At 70.9% G+C, this 20,232-nt stretch carries 14 protein-coding genes and 1 pseudogene; 7 read left to right on the forward strand and 8 right to left on the reverse strand.

Translation table 11 applies throughout. The annotated features are described in order from the left end of the window. Window position 1 precedes the first annotated feature (1 nt). The 3 genes and pseudogenes from ACFYR3_RS14430 to ACFYR3_RS14440 form a co-directional block, all read right to left on the reverse strand. Window positions 2-2,052: pseudogene (locus ACFYR3_RS14430) on the reverse strand (bifunctional serine/threonine-protein kinase/ABC transporter substrate-binding protein). Window positions 2,053-2,087: 35 nt separating this feature from the next. Next, window positions 2,088-4,805, reverse strand: coding sequence for a bifunctional serine/threonine-protein kinase/ABC transporter substrate-binding protein (locus ACFYR3_RS14435; protein ID WP_389283082.1), 2,718 nt, complete (start codon window positions 4,803-4,805; stop codon window positions 2,088-2,090). A gap of 171 nt (window positions 4,806-4,976) precedes the next feature. After that, window positions 4,977-5,804 (reverse strand): alpha/beta fold hydrolase, encoded by an 828-nt coding sequence (locus tag ACFYR3_RS14440; protein ID WP_389283084.1) that lies wholly within the window; start codon window positions 5,802-5,804, stop codon window positions 4,977-4,979. A 369-nt stretch (window positions 5,805-6,173) separates the two neighbouring features. Between ACFYR3_RS14440 and ACFYR3_RS14445 the strand changes: the two genes are divergently transcribed. Together ACFYR3_RS14445 and ACFYR3_RS14450 are read left to right on the forward strand one after the other, a co-directional pair. Beyond that, complete coding sequence (locus ACFYR3_RS14445) at window positions 6,174-7,415, forward strand: cytochrome P450 (protein ID WP_389283086.1); 1,242 nt, start codon at window positions 6,174-6,176, stop codon at window positions 7,413-7,415. A gap of 144 nt (window positions 7,416-7,559) precedes the next feature. Continuing rightward, window positions 7,560-8,333 carry a crotonase/enoyl-CoA hydratase family protein gene (locus tag ACFYR3_RS14450; RefSeq protein WP_389283088.1) on the forward strand — a complete coding sequence of 258 codons (774 nt, stop codon included), beginning with the start codon at window positions 7,560-7,562 and terminating at the stop codon, window positions 8,331-8,333. Between the two features lie 94 nt (window positions 8,334-8,427). On the opposite strand, the gene ACFYR3_RS14455 is transcribed toward ACFYR3_RS14450, so the two are convergent. Beyond that, the gene (locus ACFYR3_RS14455) at window positions 8,428-9,315 is read right to left on the reverse strand and encodes a GntR family transcriptional regulator (protein ID WP_389283090.1); all 888 of its coding nucleotides are present in this window, start codon (window positions 9,313-9,315) and stop codon (window positions 8,428-8,430) included. Window positions 9,316-9,614: 299 nt separating this feature from the next. Between ACFYR3_RS14455 and ACFYR3_RS14460 the strand changes: the two genes are divergently transcribed. Continuing rightward, window positions 9,615-11,060: a cellulose binding domain-containing protein gene (locus tag ACFYR3_RS14460; RefSeq protein ID WP_389283092.1), complete on the forward strand. Its 1,446-nt coding sequence runs from the start codon at window positions 9,615-9,617 to the stop codon at window positions 11,058-11,060. A 154-nt stretch (window positions 11,061-11,214) separates the two neighbouring features. On the opposite strand, the gene ACFYR3_RS14465 is transcribed toward ACFYR3_RS14460, so the two are convergent. The 4 genes from ACFYR3_RS14465 to ACFYR3_RS14480 form a co-directional block, all read right to left on the reverse strand. Continuing rightward, window positions 11,215-12,138 (reverse strand): SGNH/GDSL hydrolase family protein, encoded by a 924-nt coding sequence (locus ACFYR3_RS14465; RefSeq protein ID WP_356779968.1) that lies wholly within the window; start codon window positions 12,136-12,138, stop codon window positions 11,215-11,217. A 179-nt stretch (window positions 12,139-12,317) separates the two neighbouring features. Next, the gene (locus tag ACFYR3_RS14470) at window positions 12,318-13,007 is read right to left on the reverse strand and encodes an acetoacetate decarboxylase family protein (RefSeq protein ID WP_389283095.1); all 690 of its coding nucleotides are present in this window, start codon (window positions 13,005-13,007) and stop codon (window positions 12,318-12,320) included. Beyond that, window positions 13,004-14,716: a GMC oxidoreductase gene (locus ACFYR3_RS14475; protein WP_389283097.1), complete on the reverse strand. Its 1,713-nt coding sequence runs from the start codon at window positions 14,714-14,716 to the stop codon at window positions 13,004-13,006. The genes ACFYR3_RS14470 and ACFYR3_RS14475 overlap by 4 nt, the downstream gene beginning before the upstream one ends. After that, on the reverse strand, window positions 14,716-15,366 hold the full coding sequence (locus ACFYR3_RS14480; protein WP_356779962.1) for a TetR/AcrR family transcriptional regulator: 651 nt from the start codon (window positions 15,364-15,366) through the stop codon (window positions 14,716-14,718). Before ACFYR3_RS14480 ends, ACFYR3_RS14475 begins: the two co-directional genes overlap by 1 nt. 211 nt (window positions 15,367-15,577) lie before the next feature. On the opposite strand from ACFYR3_RS14480, the gene ACFYR3_RS14485 reads away from it, so the two are divergent. From ACFYR3_RS14485 to ACFYR3_RS14500, 4 genes are all read left to right on the forward strand, one after another. Next, window positions 15,578-16,915, forward strand: a complete 1,338-nt coding sequence (locus tag ACFYR3_RS14485) for a flavin-containing monooxygenase (RefSeq protein ID WP_389283099.1) — start codon at window positions 15,578-15,580, stop codon at window positions 16,913-16,915. Between the two features lie 393 nt (window positions 16,916-17,308). Then, the gene (locus ACFYR3_RS14490) at window positions 17,309-17,824 is read left to right on the forward strand and encodes a SigE family RNA polymerase sigma factor (RefSeq protein WP_355843432.1); all 516 of its coding nucleotides are present in this window, start codon (window positions 17,309-17,311) and stop codon (window positions 17,822-17,824) included. 8 nt (window positions 17,825-17,832) lie between these two features. Continuing rightward, window positions 17,833-18,351 carry a hypothetical protein gene (locus tag ACFYR3_RS14495; protein ID WP_355843435.1) on the forward strand — a complete coding sequence of 173 codons (519 nt, stop codon included), beginning with the start codon at window positions 17,833-17,835 and terminating at the stop codon, window positions 18,349-18,351. Between the two features lie 185 nt (window positions 18,352-18,536). After that, window positions 18,537-19,913, forward strand: a complete 1,377-nt coding sequence (locus ACFYR3_RS14500) for a bifunctional glycosyltransferase family 2/GtrA family protein (RefSeq protein ID WP_355843438.1) — start codon at window positions 18,537-18,539, stop codon at window positions 19,911-19,913. Window positions 19,914-20,232: the final 319 nt, after the last annotated feature.

The following is a 20,232-nucleotide window of genomic DNA, read 5'->3' on the forward strand; positions in this document are numbered from 1 at the left end:
ATCAGGCCTTCTTGGGCTGGTCGTAGCGGCCCAGGAAATGCGGGGTGCCGTTCTGTACGCGGTGCAGGAAGAGGCCGTCGATCCAGCGGAACTCGTGGGTCACCGCGTCGAATTGGATGGTCTTGGCCAGCCCCTTGTACGTGGACGCGCGGAGTCTGCGCACCATGGCGCCCCGCTCGACCCCGGCGCTGCCCAGCTCGCGCAGACCTTCGGCGACGAAGTTCAGCGCGTCGTACGCCTCGACGGCGAAGCGCCCGACGGCGCGTACGCCGAAGCGCCTCTTGTACGCCGTCACAAAGCTTGCGGTTGCGGGCAGTTCGGCCGGATCGACCTAGGTCGTGCAGATCACCCAGCCCTCGGCCGCCGGGCCCGCCTCGTTGAGGAACCGCCGTAGACCACGGCCTCCGACTTGGCCGCGAGCACGGCGGCGGCCACGGTGTCGAAGTCCTCGCTGTCCGCGGGCACGACATGGGTGGTCGTGGTGCCGTTGGAGGGCGGGAACGTCGTCAGGTCCCTGACGATCTGCCAACTGGTACGACTGGCCGCCCTGTCGTCGATGAGGGCGGTTCTGCGGCTCTTCTCGGTGTGGGTGAGGTACTGGATGAAGGCCGTGGACAGGGTGTCCTCGTCGGGTCTGAGCTGGAAGAACGCCCGGGTGGTGGTCTCGGAGAACAGATCGCTGCCGGACGAGACGGTCACGATGGGAAGCAAGGCCTTCTCGTAGCGGGCGGCGACGGTCTCCGTCATGGTGGTGCCGGTCGGGCCGATGACGGCGTACACACCGTGGTCCGCGACGAAGCTTCCGGCCACCTCGGCGGCCCGCTCCGCCTCCCCCGCGTCGTCAAGGACCTTGAGGGCCAGGTCGAAGCTACGGCCGTCCCGGGAGCGGGAGTTGAACTGTTCCACGGCCAGCCGCACGCCCCGCTCCTGCGCCCGGCCCACCGCCTTGTCCTTTCCCGACAGGTCCGCGTGCAGCCCGATGACGTACCGGGGCAGTGCCCCGGAGCCCGTCCCGCCGGAGTTGCCGGCCGCGGATCTGGAGGCGGCCCAGGCCGCCACTCCCCCGCCGACCGCGACCACACAGGCCGCCCAGCCCAGCGTCAGCAGGCGGCGCCGTGCGAGGCCGGGCCGCTCGGGCGGCAGCACGCGTGTGCTCGGCCCGGGGTCGGGCAGGGACAGGACCGTGGCGGAGCGTTCCGCGATCAGCCGGGGCAGCGCGGAGGGCAGCCAGTCGTCCTCCCCTTCGCCTTCACCGGCCAGCGCGTCCCGGACCTCCGGCGCGGTCGGCCTGGCGCGCGGGTCCTTGGCGAGGCAGCCGGTCAGCAGCGGGACCAGGGCCCACGGTACGGCGTCCAGGTCCGGCTCCTCGTGGACCGCACGGAAGATGACGGCGGCCGGGGTGCCGATGCCGAACGGGCGGCGCCCGGTCGCCGCGTACGCCAGGACACAGCCCAGGGAGAAGATGTCGCTCGGCGGACCGATCTCACCGCCCTCGGCCCGCGCCTGCTCGGGCGAGAGATAGCCGGGCGAGCCGATCACCACGTCGCTCGCGGTGAGCGCCGTGGCGCCGGTGCCGCGCGCGATGCCGAAGTCGATCAGCCGGGGCCCGTCCAGGGCGAGGAGGACGTTGCCCGGCTTGACGTCCCGGTGCACCAGACCCGCGGCGTGCACCTCGATGAGCGCTTCCGCCAGCCGGGCTCCGAGCGCGCGCACCGTCCGGTCCGGCAGCGGCCCGTGCAGCGCGACGGCCTCGGCCAGGGACGGGCCCGGTACGAAGGCGGTGGCCAGCCAGGGCTCGCGGGCCTGCGGAGCCGCCGCGGTGACCGGTACGACCCATCGCCCGCTGAGCCCGGCCGCCGCCTCGGCCTCACGCCGGAACTGGGCCCGGAAGTCGTGGTCGGACGCGTACTCGGCGCGGATCACCTTCAGCGCGACCAGCGCCCCGCCCGTCGAGCGGGCCAGGTAGACCACGCCCATGCCGCCCGCGCCGAGCCGGCCGAGCAGCCGGTAGCCGCCGACGAAAGGCGGATCCCCCGGCTTGAGCGCCCGCACTCCCGCGTGCCCCTGCCCGTGCCCGCCGGTCACCGCTACACCTGGGAGGGGGCGGCGCCGAGGAAGCGGAACCGCCCGCCCTCGACCTGGTACAGGAAGACGCCCCAGCCGGCGAACGCGCCGTCCGCCGGCTTGAAGGAGAAGTCCTTGGTGATGCCCTTGTAGTGGCTCTTGCGCAACACGCCCAACAACTCCTGGCGTTTCGGCGGCCGTCCGCCCTTCGCGGCCTTCACCATCTCCTGGACGACGAGGTTGACGGAGTCGTACGCCTCGGCGGCGTAGTGGCCGGGCTCGGCTCCGTACCGCTTGCGGAAGGCGGCGGAGAAGGCCGCCGCGGCCGGCACGGCGGAGGGGTCGACGAAGGAAGCGGTCAGCAGCCATCCTTCGGCCGCGTTCCCGGCCTCCTTCAGGAACTCCGGGTCGATCACGGCCTGCGGGGTGAGCCGTGGGCCGTCGAAACCTGCGGCGGCCAGTGCGCGGGCCACCCGGGCCCCGCCCTGTGCGTCACCGGCGTAGATGAAGGAGCCGATCCCCGCACGCAGCATGTCGGCGACGACGGGTTGCACGTCCTTGGTGTCCGCCGGGATCACCCGGGGGTAGGCCGGCCGGCCCAGCCGGCGCAGCATGATGGCGTTGATCGAGGCGGACTCCTGGGCGTACGTCCGTGCGGTGCGGTCCTGGAGCAGGCCGGCGCGCAGCTTTCCCTTCTGCCGCATGAGATAGATGCTGATCGGCAGGGCGACGGCCGCGTCGCTGGGCCGGCAGTGCACGAAGGACCGGTACTGCTGCGCGGTCAGGATCAGCCCCCCGGCCGAGAGGCACAGCAGCGGCAGCAGGGCCTCGTCGTAGGAACCGAGGACGGCGCCCGCCGTCTCGTCGTTGGTCGGGCCGAGTACGGCGAGCACGTCCGTGTCGAGGATCAGCTTCTTCGCAGCGCCCGGCGCCCGCCCGGCGCTGCCGCCGTCGTCAGCGGTCTTCAGTACGAGCTCGAAAGGCTTGTCCTTGCGGGAGTTGTAGTGCTCGATCGCCAGCCGCGCGCCCCGCTCCTGCGCCTCGCCCACGGTCCGCTGCGGCCCGCTCAGGTCCGCCTGCACGCCGACGGCCCAGCGGTGGTCCCGCGGCGCCGGCGACCCCGGGATGTCCTCGTCCCGCAGAGCGGCCCAGGCCGCCACACCGCCACCCGCAAGGAGCACGGCCGCCCCGGAAGCCAGCACGAGCAGGCGCCGACGGCTCGGCGAGGTCCGTTCCCCGTCCCCTGACGCTTCGGCGACTGTCGGCTCGATGTCGGGCAGCGCCAGCATCTCGGACGAACGGTCGGCGATGGCCCGTACGACGTCCTCGGGCAGCCAGTCGAGCTGCCCGCCCTCGGGGACCGCGTCCTCGACCAGCAGTGCCGTGCCGAACTGCTCGGCCGTCGGACGGTCCGCCGGGTCCTTCGCCAGGCACCGGCGCAGCAGTGCCGGCAGGCCGCCGTCGTCCGTGTCCCCCTCGGATTCGATCCCGGCCAGGTCGGGTTCGTCGTGGACCGTTCGGTAGAGCAGGGCGTCCGCCGTGCCGGTGCCGAACGGCGGCCGGCCGCCCGCCGCGTACGCCAGCAGGCAGCCCAGCGAGAAGATGTCGCTCGGCGGGCCCACCGCGGAGCCCCGCGCCTCGGCCTGTTCGGGGGACAGGAACCCGGGTGTGCCGACGACCAGGTCGGTGGAGGTGATCGCGGTCTCGTCGGCCGCGCGGGCGATCCCGAAGTCGATGAGGCGCGGGCCGTCCACCGCGAGCAGGACGTTGGCGGGCTTGACGTCCCGGTGGACCAGCCCGGCGGCATGCACCTCGCGCAGTGCGGCGGCGAGCATCCTGGCCAGGACGCGCACGCTGCGCGCGGGGAGCGGACCGTGGCGGTTGACCGCCTCCTCCAGCGAGGGGCCGGGCACGAACGCGGTGGCCAGCCAGGGCGCCGCCGCGTCCGGGTCCGCGCCGGTGACCGGCACGGCCCAGGGGCTGGTCACCCGGCGGGCCGCCTCGACCTCACGGCGGAACCGGGCACGGAAGCCGACGACGGCCACGGTGACCTGGGCCATGCGGCCCTGCATCCAGTAGTAGTAATAGGGACCGCCGAGTTCGTCGCTGTAGTACTGGCCGCCCTCCGTGATCGTGTCCTCGGCGCTGAAGTTGCCCAACTGGCCGAATGCGGACCCTTGGGAGAGCAGTCCGGTGATCCGCTCGCCCTGGCGGAGCTGCTGGTCGGGGCAGCGCAGGGCTTCTTCGAGAGTCCCGGCCATCTCCCATTCGGCGTCCCGCACGGTCCGGTGCACGGTGACGACCGCGGCGAGGCGGATCGGGCCCTTGCCGTTCTCCGCGGGCAGTTCGCTGTAGCGGGTGAGACTGGCGAGCACCGTCGAGGGCAGTGGTTCGCGCTGCCAGACGCAGTTCGCGTCGAGCACGGGCCAGTAGCCGGGGTCACTCTCGTACGGGTTCCGCTTGACGTATCCGGGGCCCCAGTTGGCGGGCGCCGCCGCGATGGCGCGGGCCAGGCGCAAGCCCTCCGCGCGGGTCTTCGGCGCGCGGCCCGGATCGGGATGAAAGTCCAGTCCTGTGCCGCTGGGTGACGGGGCCGGCGCCGAGTTGGCGCTCGTGCCGCTGCTCGCGGCCGGGGCGGGGGTGGCGCTCGTACGACTGCTCGCTGTCGCGTCCTTGGAAGCGGCGGGTTCCGCGTTTCCGCCGTCCCCCGCCGCCGAGCAGCCGGCCAGCACCAGCCCCATGGCTAAGGCTCCGCATTGCTCCGCAGCACAGCCGCACCGGTCTCCGATACGCCACGAACGTCCCCCATCCGCATGGGTGTTCCCCCCACAGGGAGCGTATCGACTATGCCTCCGGGGCACTACGCATGTGGCGGCCTCCTTCGTCCCGCGTTCTGTCCGGAGGCCGGTGGTTCAACTGCGCGCGAAGTCGAGGAGGTCGGCGTTGAACACCTCGGCGAACTTGGGCACCATGGCGAGACCGTGGGGAGCGCCCGGGTACACCTTGTAGATCGCGTCCTTCACGAGCTTCGAGGACTTGTCGCCGGCAGCCACGATGGGAACGATCTGGTCGTCGTCGCCGTGCACGATGAGTGTGGGTACGTCGATCTTCTTGAGGTCTTCGGTGAGGTCGGTCTCGGAGAACGCCTTGACGCAGTCGTAGGCGCCCTTGATGCCCACGGTCATTCCCCAGAGCCAGAACTCGTCCCGCGTCCCCTGGGTGACGGTCGATCCGTCACGGTTGGCGCCGTAGAACGCGGCGCTGAGGTCCTTGTAGAACTGCGACCGGTCGGTCTCCACGCCCTTGCGGATATCGTCGAAGACGTCGATCGGCAGACCTTCGGGGTTGTCTTCGGTCTTGAGCATGAGCGGCGGGATCGCGCCGACCAGGACCGCCTTGGCCACCCGGCCGGAGCCGTGCCGGCCGATGTATCGGGTGACCTCGCCACCGCCCGTCGAGTGGCCGACCAGGATGACATCCCGGAGGTCGAGCGCGTCGATGACCGCCGCCAGGTCGTCGGCGTACGTGTCGAGGTTGTTGCCGTCCCAGGTCTGGCCGGAGCGTCCGCCACCGCGCCGGTCGTGGGCGACGGCCCTGAAGCCGTTGTCCGCCATCACCTTCATCTGGGCGTCCCAGGCATCCGCGGTCAGCGGCCAGCCGTGGGAGAAGACGACTGGCTGGCCCGATCCCCAGTCCTTGTAGAAGATCTGTGTGCCGTCCTTGGCAGTGGCGAAGGGCATGTGTGAGTCCTCTCGAATCCGATCCGGAATTCCACGCATCACACGATGTCGGTGCCCGCTCCGGGCCGGCCGACGGCCCCGTTGCCGATGCGTACGGCAGCGGATCCCGCGACAGCCCTCAAGGTTTTCCTGCCACGCCACGAACCAGTGGTGGACGCACGAGGGGCAGCGGACGGTCGGCAGCACGAAACGACCGGAGTGAGCACGTCGTCCACATCACCCTAGCCGAGGGACCACCCTTCGTCGCGTCGGGCGGATACCGCCCCGGAGCCCATCGACGGACTGACCCGTCGGGGCGATCTTGCCTCTCGTGTCGCGCACGATTTCGACGTCTTCCGTATCTTTCGGTCGCGTCCCAGCGTTGGCGCGGTGTCCGTTTCGATCATCGAGTCCGGAGCCAGCGTGCCCGCTCCCCACACACCGTCCCCGCCCCCTGACCTGCTGGCCACGCGGGTGCGGGATCCCTACCCCTACTTCACCTGGCTGCGCCGGCATGCGCCCGCTCACGCGGACCGCAGGCCCGGCCGACCCACCGTGTGGCAGATCTCCCGCTACACGGACGTCCGAGCCCTGTTGACCGATGGGCGGCTGAGCAAGGACCCGGGCCGGGTGCCCGGTTATGTTCCGGGGCCGGCCGGGCTGAACCGGCATCTGGTCCACGCCGACCCCCCGGACCACACCCGTCTGCGGACCCTGGTGAACGCGGCGTTCGTGCCCCGCCGTATCGCCCGGCTGGAACCCTTCATCGCGGACACCGCCAACCGTCTGCTGGACCGGATCGAGCACGACACCCACGTCGATGTGATCGCGGCGTTCGCGGCACCTCTCACCTTCCGGATGATCTGCGCGATCCTCGGTGTCCCCGAGGAACTCGACAACGCGGCGACTCGGGACACACTCATGGCCACGATCGCGCCCGCTCCGGGCCGGGATCCGGCCCGGGTGGAGAACGAACTGCATGCCCTCCTCCACCGCCTGATCGCCGGCAAACGAACCGGCGGTGAGAGCAGTGGGGTTGACCTGCTGGGCGCACTCGTACGGGCCGGCGACCACAGCGGGGCGATGAGCGAGGAGGAGCTGCGCTCGACCGCCTACCTCCTGCTGCTGGTCGGCCACGACACCACCATGAACCTCATCGGCAACGGCACGCTCGCGCTGCTCCGGAACCCGGACCAGGCCGCCCGGCTGACCGAAGCGGAAGCCGGCCCGGAACTCGTCGGCACAGCCGTCGAGGAGCTCCTTCGCTACGACTCCCCGGTGCGGGACGCGACGTTCCGGTGCGCCGCCGAACCGATCGGCCTGCACGGTCAGTCGATCGGCGAGGGGGACATCGTCAGTCTCCTGATCGGCTCCGCCAACCGCGACGAGGCCCGTTTCCCGGACGCCGACCGGCTGGATGTGGGCCGAACTCCCAACGACCATCTCGCCTTCGGCTACGGCCCCCACTTCTGCATCGGCGCCGCCCTGGCCCGGCTCGAAGGTGCCGTCGCCTTCCCCCTGCTGTTGCAGCGTCTGGGCCAGGTGCAGTTGGCCAAACCCGACGACGAACTCCCCTGGCGACCGGCCCGGGTGATGCGCGGACTCGCCGCGCTGCCCGTCGTACGGATCTGACCTGACCTTTCCCGCAGGCGCGCGTGCCCGCATGCCCGCGCGCCTGCCCGGCCACCCGGCCCGTCGGCGTGGCTGCCCCCTCCTCACCCAGGCGCCTGCCCGCCTGCCCATCTGCCCATCCGCCCACGGCAAGGAGCACACCGCATGGACAGCCTTGACCCTGTAGTGATGACGGCCGAACCACGCCCCGGCGTCCTGCTCATCACCCTCAACCGGCCCCGTGTCCGTAACGCCGTCGACCAAGTCCTGGCCGACGCCTTGGACTCGGCCCTCACCCGCCTGGAGTCCGACCCGTCCTTGTCCGTCGGCATCCTTACCGGTGCGGGCGGCCACTTCTGTTCAGGAATGGACCTCAAGGCCTTCCCCACCGAAGGCGTTCCGCTTGTCGCCGACCGCGGGCTCGCCGGACTCACCCGCGCCCGCATCCGCAAGCCGCTCATCGCCGCCGTCGAAGGCGCGGCCATCGCCGGGGGCTTCGAACTCGCCCTCGCCTGCGACCTCATCACCGCATCCGACACCGCGTTCTTCGCCTTGCCCGAGGTCGCCCGCGGGCTTATCGCGGCCGAGGGCGGAGCCGTCCGGCTCCCGGGCCGGCTCCCCTACCACGTGGCCACGGAGATGCTGCTGACCGCGACCGCCCTGCCCGCTCCGGACGCGGCCCGGTACGGGCTCGTCAACCGGCTCACCCGTGAAGACGGAGCACTCGACGCGGCCCTCGCCCTGGCCGAACGAGTTCAGGCCCACTCCCGCGACGCCGTCCACATCACGAAGCGGATCGTCCAGGACACCCGCGGCCTCGACGACCACACCGCCTACACCGTCCAGGATCCGCTGAGTGCGCCGGTCTTCACCACCGGCGCCGCCACCGAGGGCGCCCAGGCGTTCACCGAGAAGCGCCCGCCTGCCTGGAGCCGGTAAGAGGTCAGGGCCTTCCTCCGCCGCCAGGCTGCGGGGTCGCTCTCTCTCACCTTGCGGGGCCGCCCTCTCTCACGTTGCGGGGCCGCCTTCTCTGTCACGTGGCGGGGCCGCCCTCACCTCGTCCGCCGCTGTGACCGAAGAGGCCGCCGGCCACCACGCCGCGGGTGGAGAAGGTGACGGGTTCGCCCGGCAGGAAGTCTCCCGGCGGGATACCGGGGTGGTGTCCGTCGCGGGGTGACGGGTGTTCGGATCGCGGACCGAGCGCCAGCCGGGAGACGATGCGGTAGCGGTCGCCGCGGTAGATCGAGTGGACATACTCCACCGGTCGGCCCAGGGCGTCCGAGGTGAGTCGCTCGAACAGCAGGGCTGGGGACAGCTCCGGCACATCGAGCAGGCCCGCCTCGTCGCGGGTCACCACCGTGGGCTCGATCGACTGGACCGCCTCACTGACCTGGATTCCGTGCCGTTCACCGAGATGCTCGTACAGGTCGCCGTCCTCCAGTTCGTCACTGGTCAGGTCCGGCACCAGGTCGGCCGGGACGTGCAGGTACTCGATGGCCATGGGCGAGCCGTCGACCAGCCGGAGCCGTGCCACGTACCGGATTTTGGCCGCCGGCGAGATGCGCAGCCTGCGGCCCACCCGGGCACCGGCGGACAGTGTGCTGAATTCCAGGAGTCTGCTGGTCCATGTGCCCGCGGCCTGGGGCAGGCTGAACGTCTGCCGGTCCGGGACCAGTTCCTGGGTGATCTTCTCGGCGGCCACGAACATGCCTCGCCCGTGCTCACGCACCAGCAGTCCGGCGACCACGAGTTGGTCCACCGCTGCTCGCAAAGTGGGCCGGGACACACCGAGTTGGGCACAGAGAGAGCGCTCTGACGGAATGGCGTCGCCGGGGCGGCGTTCCTCGATGAGCTCGAGGATCGTGTCGCGGACTCTTTCCCGCTTGAGTACCGCGCGGGAGGCGTCGGGATCGATCTCCATGCAGGACTCTCGTTCGTCGTCGGTACCGGCCAACTGGTATGCCCTCTGACCCTAACTTGTCTGCTGGTCAAGGGGGTTGAATCAAAGCGGCTTCGCTGCACAGGTAACCCGAACCGTCCCGATCCAAGCAAGTCCCCTTTGGCGCAAGGGGGTTGACGGACGCAATGGTCTATGCCACTTTCAGGCGACGTCAACTGGTAAGGGCCGAACGGTCAACTGGTCAAGCACGGCACGTCTTCTCGCGTTCCTGAGCACCCCCACCTCCCGCGGTCGGCGGGAGCCCACCGAAAGGAACCCACATGAGAAACCGTCCCCTTAGCCGTCCCCCCACAGGCCGCCGTCGCGTGGCCCTCGCCCTGTCGGCGCTCCTGGGCGGCACCGCCCTGGTCGCCGTTCCGATGTCCGCCCCCGCCGCCGCGGCCGGAGGTCTTGCCGTCCAGTACCGCACCAGCGCGAGCGGCGCCACCGCGGACCAGAGCGAGCCCTGGTTCAAGGTGCGCAACACCGGCTCCACCGCAGTGCAGTTGAGCCAGGTGAGGATCCGCTACTACTTCAAGGCGGACTCGGCGAGCACCACCTATCGCTTCGCCTGCTCCTGGGCGGTGAAGGGATGCGCGAACGTCACCGGCACGTTCGGCACCCTGGCTCATCCCACCGGAACCGCGGACCGCTATCTGGAGATCGGCTTCACCTCCACGGCCGGCGCGCTGGCCCCGGGCGCCGATACCGGCGACATGCAGCTGCGCTTCTACCAGTCCAACTGGCAGTCCGTGAACCAGGCGGACGACTACTCCTTCAACGGCGCGCAGACCTCGTACGCGGACTGGAACAAGGTCACCGCCCAGCTCGCCGGAACCACCGTGTGGGGCACGGCGCCGGAGGGCAACGACCCCACGGATCCGACCGACCCCACCGACCCCACCGACCCGCCCGGCGGAGGCCAGGCGCTGTTCGACGACTTCACCTACTCGTCGTACACCGACCCCGCGATCTCCGCGCACGGCTGGAACGTCCGCTCCAACTCCGGCGGCCCCGGAGTCCCCGGCGCGACCTGGGACCCCTCCAAGGTCACCTTCCCCACCGTGTCCGGCAACTCCGTGATGAACCTGCGGACGTCGACCTCGGGCACCGCGGAATCCACCCGGCAGACCGAAGTCGTCTCCAAGAGCATGAAGTTCAAGAACGGCACCTACGCGGCGCGGGTGAAGTTCGCCGACGCTCCCGAGTCCGGCCCGGACGGCGATCACCTGGTGCAGACGTTCTTCACCATCAACGACCTCACAGCGCCGATGGCCGACGACTACGCCGAGTACGACTTCGAGTACCTGCCCAACGGCGGCTGGGGCGAGACGGGCAACATCCTCTATACGACCTCCTGGGAGACGTACAACCCGGATCCCTGGCAGGCCGTCAACCAGCACACCGAGGCACGCCAGAGCTACGCCGGATGGCACGACCTGGTGCTCACCATCGACAACAGCAGCATCAAGTACTACATCGACGGCCAGCTGTTCGGCACCCACGACGCCCAGTACCTGCCCGAGCGGCCGATGTCGATCAACTTCAACCAGTGGCTGATCGACCTCGCGGGACAGACCTCGACCGCGGCGCGCGCGTACGACGAACAGGTCGACTACGTCCTGCACGTCAAGGACCAGGTCCTCACCCCGGCCCAGGTGGCCTCGAAGGTGGCCGCCTACCGGAGCGCCGGCACCGCGTTCGTGGACGAGGTCCCGACCCCCTGACACGGCCGGTCAGTACGGTTCCCGTCCCGGCGCGTCGGCTGGAACTCCCGCTCGTGGCCGACGGCTGCGCCCGTGCCCCGGGAAAGCCTGTCGGCGAGCGCACGGGCGCTCGCCGACAGGGACGCCCAGGCATCGGGGGTCACGACCGGAACGGTCAGTGGTGCCGGGCTCGTTCGCCCAGGTGCGCCAGCACCGCGCGTGCCATGGCCTCCTGGCCCTTGGCGTTGGGGTGGGCCGGAGCGGCGGGCGAGGTCGGGCGCAGCGGCTCGATCCAGCGATCGGCGGGGGCCTTGCACATGTCGTGCCCGATGGTCGGCCCGTAGGTGTCCACGTACTCGGCGCGGTTCAGGAACGCCACCGTGCGGAGCATCAGATTGAGCCGCTTGCCGGTGTCCCGCAGATAGGGGAAGTCCTTCGCGGCGAACGGAACGGTCGGATAGCAGCCGCTGCCGTCGTCGGGCAGGAGGTCGGGGTAGCCGACGACGACCACGCGGGCATGCGGAGCCCTGGCGTGCACTTCACGCAGCACCCGGGCGACCTTGGGGGCCGTTTGGAGGATGTTCAGGGTGAGTTGGTCGTAGCCCGCGGCGCCGTAGTACTGCTGACAGGGGTTGCCCGCGAGGTCCTTCGAACTGAGCCCGGCGCAGGTGGCGATGATCGGGCCGAAGCCCATGTCGTTGCCGCCGATCTGCAGGGTCACCAGGTCGGTGTCGCGCTTCACCGCGTCCAGCTGGGGTCCGTTGGTCCCCTGTGCCTTCCACATCTCGTCGGTCTTCGCGCCGGAGCAGCTGACGTCCGTGAACGAGGCGACCTTGCGCGCGGCCGCGGTGATCGACGGGTAATTGTGGTCGGAACGCGCGCAGTTCGCGTCGACCTGCTGAGGAATCAGCGGCCCCGACGTGTACGAGTCGCCGAGCGCGACGTAGTCCACGCCATGCGATGCATGTCCTTCGCCCGCCGCGGCGGGAGTCGCCGCCGCGACACCGGCGACGAGCGCGCAGCTGCTCAGCGCGGCCCCCAGCGCCATGGCGCCCCGTCGCCTCGGGACGCCATTGTCCGGACGCGTGTGATGGTTCATCGTGCCCCTCCCCTGAAGCCATGACGGCCTGCTGAACGGGTACCGGCTTTCCCGCGGCGCGCAAGGGATCGCGGCGCCGCGGCAGGCCGGACGGCTCCTGCCCGGCAGACCCAACCTGGTCTGTATACCGGCCGGTAGGCCGCCGGACCAGAGTTTGATCGCCTCCACTTGTCCAACTCTCATCCACCGCCGGTCGGTTCATTCCACGTACAGGCCTCCGGCGCGGGTGGTGCGGACGGCGGGGACGGCGCGCGGGCGGTGTCCCCGAATCGGATGGTGAAGTCGTTCAGGGCCAGGCTGAGCAGAGGCGGGCGGCGGCCCAACCCCCGCAGCGGACCGCTTTCGTGTGCGGTCCAGCGCGCCTTGGCCGTCCGTACGGTGGAGCGCGAGCGGACGGAGCTGGTCTTCAGCCCGCCGTCGAGGGTCTGCGCGACGCGATAGGTGAGCGGCCAGCGGCCCGGTATCCGGCGGCCGGGCTCGAAGGCGGCGGTGGCCAGGGCGTCCTTCCGCGTCACCGCGCCCGCCCGTACACCGGCGGTCCGGTCGATGTCGAAGTCCGCCATCTCCTTGGGGATACCCCACAGTTCCCGGCCGCCCGCCATCGAGGCGGCGCTGTCCACCCAGATGTCGGTGATGCAGACACGGGGGCGGTGGCCGTCCCGTACGAGGACGGCGCGGAGCAGTTCGTTGTAGTGCAGGACGCTGTCGTTCTCGTAGACGACCCAGGCGGCGCCGACCACACCGCGTCCGGCGATGGCGACCGGCCGGGTGCCGTCCGCCACCGGCGGCAGTTCTCGGCTCGGCACCAGCCACAGCGACAGATACATCTGGCCGGCCAGATGCCAGGGTTCCTCGGGGTAGGGCGTCACAGGGGGTCCTTTCCGGTCGGGGGTTCCAACCGCAGCGCCGCCGGTGCGTCCGCGGGCACGGCGGGGTGCCTCGGCGGTACCGGCGGCACTCGGCGATAGGGCAGACCGGGGTCGGGCCGGAGGTCGTCCTCGCCGTGGTTGGGCCACAGGGCCACGGCCCGCTCGGCCAGGGCGGTGATGGTGAGGGAGGGGTTCACACCGAGGTTCGCCGAGATCGTGGAACCGTCGATGACGTGCAGACCCGGATGCCCGTGCAGCCGGTGATAGGGGTCGACGACTCCGGTCTCCGGGTTCTCGCCGACGGTGCATCCGCCGATGAGATGTCCGGTGGTAGGGATGTCGAACAGATCGCCCCAGGTGCCGCAGGCCTGGCCACCGATCCGCTCCGCCGCTCTGCGGGCCGCCCGGTGTCCCGCGGGTATCCAGGTCGGGTTGGGGGTGCCCTCGCCGGGGCGGCTGGTCAGCCGCTTGCGTCCGGTGAGGGTCCGGCGGAGGTACGTCGTCACGGAGTTGTCGAGGGACTGCATGACCAGCAGGACGACGGACTGCTGGGACCAGCGGCGCGGGCTGTGCAGGCTCGGCAGGTCGCGCAGATTGTGTGCCATCGCTACCAGACCGAGGAGCAGCCGGGAGCGGCCGGGGACGGGATCGACGAGCATCGCGCCGAGCAGCCCGAGCAGATTGCTGCCACGGCCGTAGCGGACGGCTTCGACGTGCGTGTTCTCGTCGAGGTGCACGGAGGAGGTGATGGCGACGCCCCGGCTGAAGTCGGTGGTCCTGTCCCTGGCCCGGACGCCGAGGATGGCCTCGGAGTTGGTGCGGGTCAGCCGGCCGAGGCGGGACGACACCCGCGGCAGGGAGCCGCCGGCCCGCAGCCGGTGCAGCAGTCGTTGGGTGCCCAGGGCACCCGCCGCGAAGACGACGTGCCCAGCGGTCAGGGTCCGCTCGCGGCGAAGCGGGCCACCACCGGTGCGTACCGAGGTGACGGCCCAGCCCTCACCGTTCCGGGTGACGTCGGTGACCGTGCGCAGCGGCAGCACCTGGGCGCCCGCGTGTTCGGCCAGGCCCAGGTAGTTCTTCGGCAGTGTGTTCTTCGCGTTGTACCGGCAGCCGGTCATGCAGGCGCCGCAGTGCAGACAGGCGTTGCGCTCGGGCCCCGCCCCGCCGAAGTAGGGGTCGGCGACGCGGGCGCCGGGAGAGGTGCCGGGCGGCCCGAAGTGCACACCGACCGGAACGGTCTTGAAGGTGTCCGCGCAGCCGAGATCATTCGCGGTGTCCTTGAGGAGCCGGTCGGCGTCGGTGAATACGGGGTTGGGGGTGACGCCGAGCATGCGGCGGGCCTGCGCGTAGTAGGGCGCGAGTTCGCTTCGCCAGTCGGTGATCCGGGCCCACGGCGAGCCCTCGTAGAAGGCGTCGGGCGGCTCGTAGAGCGTGTTGGCATAGCCGAGGGAGCCGCCGCCGACGCCCGCGCCCGTGAGGACGAGGACGTCACCCAGCAGGGTCATGCGCAGGATGCCCGTGCAGCCGAGGCGCGGGGCGAAGAGGTAGTCGCGCACATGCCAGGACGTACGCGGGAAGTCGGTGTCGGCGAAGCGGCGGCCGGACTCCAGGATCCCGACGCGATACCCCTTCTCGGTGAGGCGCAGCGCGGTGACGCTGCCGCCGAATCCGGAGCCGATGACGAGTACGTCGTAGTCGGGCGCGTCCATCAGGGCCCCTTCGGCACGAAGTCGGCGAGGACCGGGCCGATCAGGCGCGCGATGTTCGCCCGGCGGACTTCCCGGTGTTCGCCCGCGAGCCGTACCGGTCCTTCGAGGCCGGGTGTGTGGGCCGCGAGCGCGAAGTACGGCAGCAGGACGAGCAGCAGGGACAGCAGGGCGTCGACGTCGGCACCTTTTCGCAGGTCGCCGGTCTCGACCGCACGCTCGACCAGGGGGCGCAGCCCGGCCAGGTAGATGTCCTGCACCGGGGCGCGTACGGCGTTGCGGACGGCCGGGTCGAGTTCCATGTTGGTGGCGGCGGTGACCCCGCGTTCCAGCGGATGGCGGGCGAAGTAGTCGAGCCAGGCCTCCAGGGCGTCGGTGAGGTAGCGGGAGAACTCCGTGGAGCCGTCGTACCCGTCGAGCCAGGGCTCCATCGCGGTATAGACGCGCAGGGAGGTCTGCTCGGCCACGTAGGCGAAGAGGTCGAGTTTGCCTTCGAAGTACTGGAACAGCGAGCCCTTGGCCACGCCGGCCTCGCGGGCGATGACGTTGAGGCTTCCGGTGGAGTAGCCGTGGGTGCCGAACTCGTCCATCGCGGCGACCAGGACCCGTTCGCGGCGCACCGGTGACAGACGGGTCCAGGTGGAAGTGGGCATGAAGACTCCCGTGCATGACCGGGCGGTCATGTGACCGCCCGGTCATCGTCGGTGCGCCGACGTCGCCTGTCAACGAGTCGGGCAGGAAACGCTGTTGATCCCCAGTCCACCTGAACTCGCCTTCCTGTCAGGGTCATTGACAGGGCGCCGGTCGCGCAGCAGCCTGTGACCACCCGGTCATGTGACCGGGTGGTCACAGGGAGGGGCGGACATGGAAAGGGTGTGTGTGATCGGGGCGGGCTCGTCCGGAATCGCCGCCTGCCAGGTGCTCGCGGCGCGCGGGATCGCGTACGACTGCTTCGAGACGGGATCCGAGGTCGGTGGCAACTGGCGCTATCTGAACGACAACGGGATGTCGTCCGCCTACCGATCCCTGCACATCAACACCTCGCGCCAGATCATGGAGTACGCGAGCCTCCCCATGCCGGAGGACTGTCCGGTCTACCCCAGCCACTTCCACATCGCCCGGTACTTCGACAGCTTCGTGGACCACTTCGGGCTGCGGCCGTCGATCACCTTCCGCACCGAAGTGGTGCGCGTGGAACCGGTTCCCGGCGGGCTGTGGAGCGTCACGACCCGCAACCGCGACTCGGGCGGGACGGCGGAACTGACCTACGGGGCCGTCCTGGTCGCCAACGGCCATCACTGGAAACCCCGTTGGCCCCGGCCGTCCCTGCCGGGAGCCGAGGAGTTCACCGGCACGCAGACGCACTCGCACGACTACCGGACGCCGGAAGCCTTCGCCGACCGGCGCGTCCTCGTCCTCGGCATCGGCAACTCGGCCTGCGACATCGCGGTGGAGACCTCGCGGGTGTCCCGGCGCACGGTTCTCGCCATGCGCCGCGGCGCGCACATCCTGCCCAAGTATCTCTTCGGTGTGCCCACCGACCATCTCACCGGTTCCTGGCTGGCCAGGGCCCCGCTGTCCGTGCAGGAGCACGGCCTGCGGCTCCTGTTGCGGCTCAGCCGGGGCCGGCTGAAGGACTACGGTCTGCCGGTGCCCCGGCATCGGGTGCTGGGGGCCCACCCCACCATCTCCGACGACCTGCTGTCGCGCCTCGGCCACGGCGACATCGCCGTGAAACCCGCTCCCGTACAACTGGACGGCGACCGGGTCACGTTCGAGGACGGGAGCACGGAGGAGATCGACGCGATCGTCTACTGCACGGGCTACGACATCGCGTTCCCGTTCCTCAAGGACGAGGTGATCGACCCGTCCGACAACGACATCGACCTCTACCACCGGGTCGTCGCACCGGACCGCCCCGGCCTCTACTTCATCGGGCTGGTCCAGCCCCTCGGCGCGATCATGCCGCTCGCGGAGGCGCAGTCGCACTGGGTCGCAGATCTGCTGGAGGGCCGGTGCGTGCTGCCCGGACCGGAGCGGATGCGCCAGGAGACCGGGACCTACCGCGCGAGACTCGCGCGCCGCTATGTCACCTCGACCCGGCACACCATCCAGGTCGACGCGCAGGCCTATCTCCGGGAACTGCGGGCGGAGCGGCGCAGGGGCGCGGCCCGGGTTCGCAAGCAGGCCGCCGGCCGCTGAGAACCCGCGCGACGAGCAGGCGTGGAGGGGCGTCGCACTCGGCAACGCCCCCGACACGCTTATCTGTCGGCGTTTCCACGCCTGGCTGGTGACGCTTCCAGCCTGCCCCAGTCGCGTTTCTACGCCTGCCTGGTGGCGCTTCCACGCCTGCCTGGTGGCGCTGACGCGTCTGACTGCCGGCGCCGACGCGCTTTCCGACGCACCCGCAACCGCGAGCCGCCCCAAAGGTCCCGGAGCGTTCCAACGTGCCCGCAGTCCCTTCCTGTTCTCCGCCCCTGACCTGACCAGACCTCGCCCGGCGTGACCCAGATCACCCGACCCGGGTGCATAGCGAGGCGCCCGCCAGCGTCTTTCTCCAGGTGTACGAAGGTGGCAAGGGCGGGGACGGTGCGGATGGAACAGACAAGAGCCGAGGGGATCGACGGCTTCGACGCGTTCGTCGCGGCCCGTTGGTCGGCGTTGTTCCACCTCGCCCGCCTCCTCTGCGCGGGTGACCGGCACCGCGCCGAGGATCTGCTCCAGGAGTCCCTGGTCAAGCTCTGGTTCGTCTGGCCGAAGGTCGCGGACGAGGCGCCCGAGGCGTACGTACGGAAGGTGCTGGCCCGCGCGGCCGCCCGCTCCGCACGGCGAAGGTGGTGGGGCGAACGGCCCGTGGAGGCACTGCCGGATCTGGCGCACACCGGGGACGAGTCCGCCGCCGTGGTGGAAAGGTCGCGGCTGGAGGCGGCCCTCGCCCAACTGCCGCCCCGGCAGCGGGCGGCCGTAGTGCTGCGCTACTACCAGGATCTGCCCGAAAGGCAGGTCGCGGAGGTTCTGGGCTGCCCGCTGGGCACCGCCCGTTCCCACGCGTCACGCGGTGTGGCGCGGCTGCGCCAGATCCTGGCGGATGTCATCGAGCCGGTGGGGTGAAGGAAAGCATGGATCACTTCGAGCGGGAGTTGGCGCGGATGATGCGCGACGCCCAGGAACACACCCCCTTCGAGCCCGCACAGCAGAACAGCCTCCGGAACGGTGTCCGGGTGCGCCGCCGGGTCCGCGCGGCACAGAAGGCCGCGAGTTGCGTCCTGGCTGTCGCCGGGGTCAGCGTCGGCCTGTTCCTGCTGCCGCACACCCCGGACCGCGACATGCCACTGGGCCCCGTACCGAGGCCTGCGACCACCCCGACCTCCCCGTACACCACCCCGTCGCCGACCTCGTCCCCGAGTGGGACCTCCGCCGAGTCGGCCACCGCCTCGGCCGAGAACACCGCCGGGATCTCCGGACCGCCCAACACACCTACCACGACAGGGAGTTCGACCTCTGTCTCCTCCGGCCCCGGAGGGACTGCGACGACCAGCGCACCCGCCACCGCACCGGTGACGCCGAGCGAGACCCCGTCATATCTGCCGACGTCGAGCCTCGATCCGTCGTCAGTCGGCGCGACCAACACCCGATAACTCCGGCACGAACCGCGCCGGCCGCTCCCGCGGGCCGGTTCCGCCCCCCGGACAGGCTCCCGCCTCCACCGCCCGGCTGCCGGTGGCCCCTGTCCGCACAGCACCCATATCCGCACTCCACCGGCGCAGTTCGGCCCTGAGCGTCTTCAGCCTGCCTCGCGACGGAGCACAGAACAGGACGAAACATGACGAAGGCATTGCGTTCCGCTCCCCCGGACTTCGAGGGCTTCGCGGACTTCAAGGACCTCGAAAGGGGACTGCCCGTGGAGCGAAAGCCCGGAAAGCGGCTGCCCGCTGACCGCTTGCCTGTTGACCGCCTGCCCGTTGACCACCTGCCCGTCCGCTTGCCCGTCCGCGTTCCGTTGCCGGCGGACCACACGGAACCCGTGCTGGACGTGGTCGTCCCCGTGTTCAACGAGGAAACGGACCTGGAGCCGAGTGTGCGGCGCCTGCACGCCCACCTGCGCGAAACGTTCCCGTACCCGTTCCGCATCACCGTCGCCGACAACGCCAGCACCGACGCCACCCCGCGGATCGCCGCCCGGCTGGCCGCCGACCTGCCCGAGGCCACGTGGATACGACTCGACGAGAAGGGACGCGGCCGGGCCCTGCGCACCGCGTGGTCGGGCTCGAAGGCGCCGGTGCTCGCCTATCTGGACGTCGACCTGTCCACCGAGCTGAACGCGCTCCTGCCGCTGGTCGCCCCACTCATATCCGGGCACTCCGACATCGCCATCGGCTCCCGGCTGGCCCGCGGCTCCCGGGTGACCCGGGGCCCCCGGCGGGAGATCATCTCCCGTTGCTACAACGTCCTGTTGCGGTCCACTCTCGCCGTCGGCTTCTCCGACGCGCAGTGCGGTTTCAAGGCCGTCCGCCGCGATGTCGCCGAGCGACTGCTGCCCCTCGTGGAGGACTCGGGGTGGTTCTTCGACACGGAGCTGCTGGTGATCGCCGAGCGGGCCGGGCTGCGTATCCACGAAGTACCCGTCGACTGGGTGGACGACCCCGACAGCCGGGTCGACCTGGTCTCCACGGCCGTGGCCGACCTGCGCGGCATCGCGAGGATCGGCCGCGCGCTGGCCCGTGGCACGCTGCCGACCGCGCGGCTGGGGCGCGCCTCCGAGGGCGGGCCGCCGGCCTCACCGACGGCCCAACTGCTGCGGTTCGGCGCCGTGGGCGCGGTGAGCACGATCGGGTACGTCCTCCTCTACACGGTCCTGCGCCCGGTGACGGGACCTCAGGCCGCCAACGCCTGGGCGCTGTTGGTCTGCGCCGTCGCCAACACGGCCGCGAACCGACGGCTCACCTTCGGGCTGCGCGGCCGGGGTGGCGCACTGCGCCACCAGGCCAAGGGCCTGGCCGTGTTCGGCCTCGGCCTCGCGCTCACCAGCGGCTCATTGGCCGCGCTGCACCGCTGGACGCACGGACCCGGACGGACCACCGAGATCACCGTCCTCGTCACAGCCAACCTCGCGGCGACCCTGCTGCGTTTCCTGCTCCTGCGCACCTGGGTGTTCACCGCTGCCGCCCAGGGCGACGACACGGGAGCCGAGCCGCGATGAACAACCCCGGCCCCGCGAACACCCCGGCGCGGCAGAGCAACAGGCCCCGCACCTCGGTCCGTTGGCCCATGGCCAAACGGCCGGACGACACGAGTCCGGCCCAGGGCGCGCGCTCGACGTACGACGCCGACTCGAAGTACGACGCCGACTCGACCCACGACACCGGCTCGACCCACGGCATCCGCGCGCACGGCGAGGAGAGCGCGCCGCCTCCCCCGGGAGGTCCCGCCGGCACCTCGGCCCGCGAAGACGCCCGCGAACGCGCCCGTGACGGGTGGGCACGGCTGTGCCGGGCGACGCGACAGCACGCCCCTGTCCT

It is taken from the genome of Streptomyces sp. NPDC005784, assembly GCF_042871525.1.
Classification (GTDB): Bacteria; Actinomycetota; Actinomycetes; order Streptomycetales; family Streptomycetaceae; genus Streptomyces.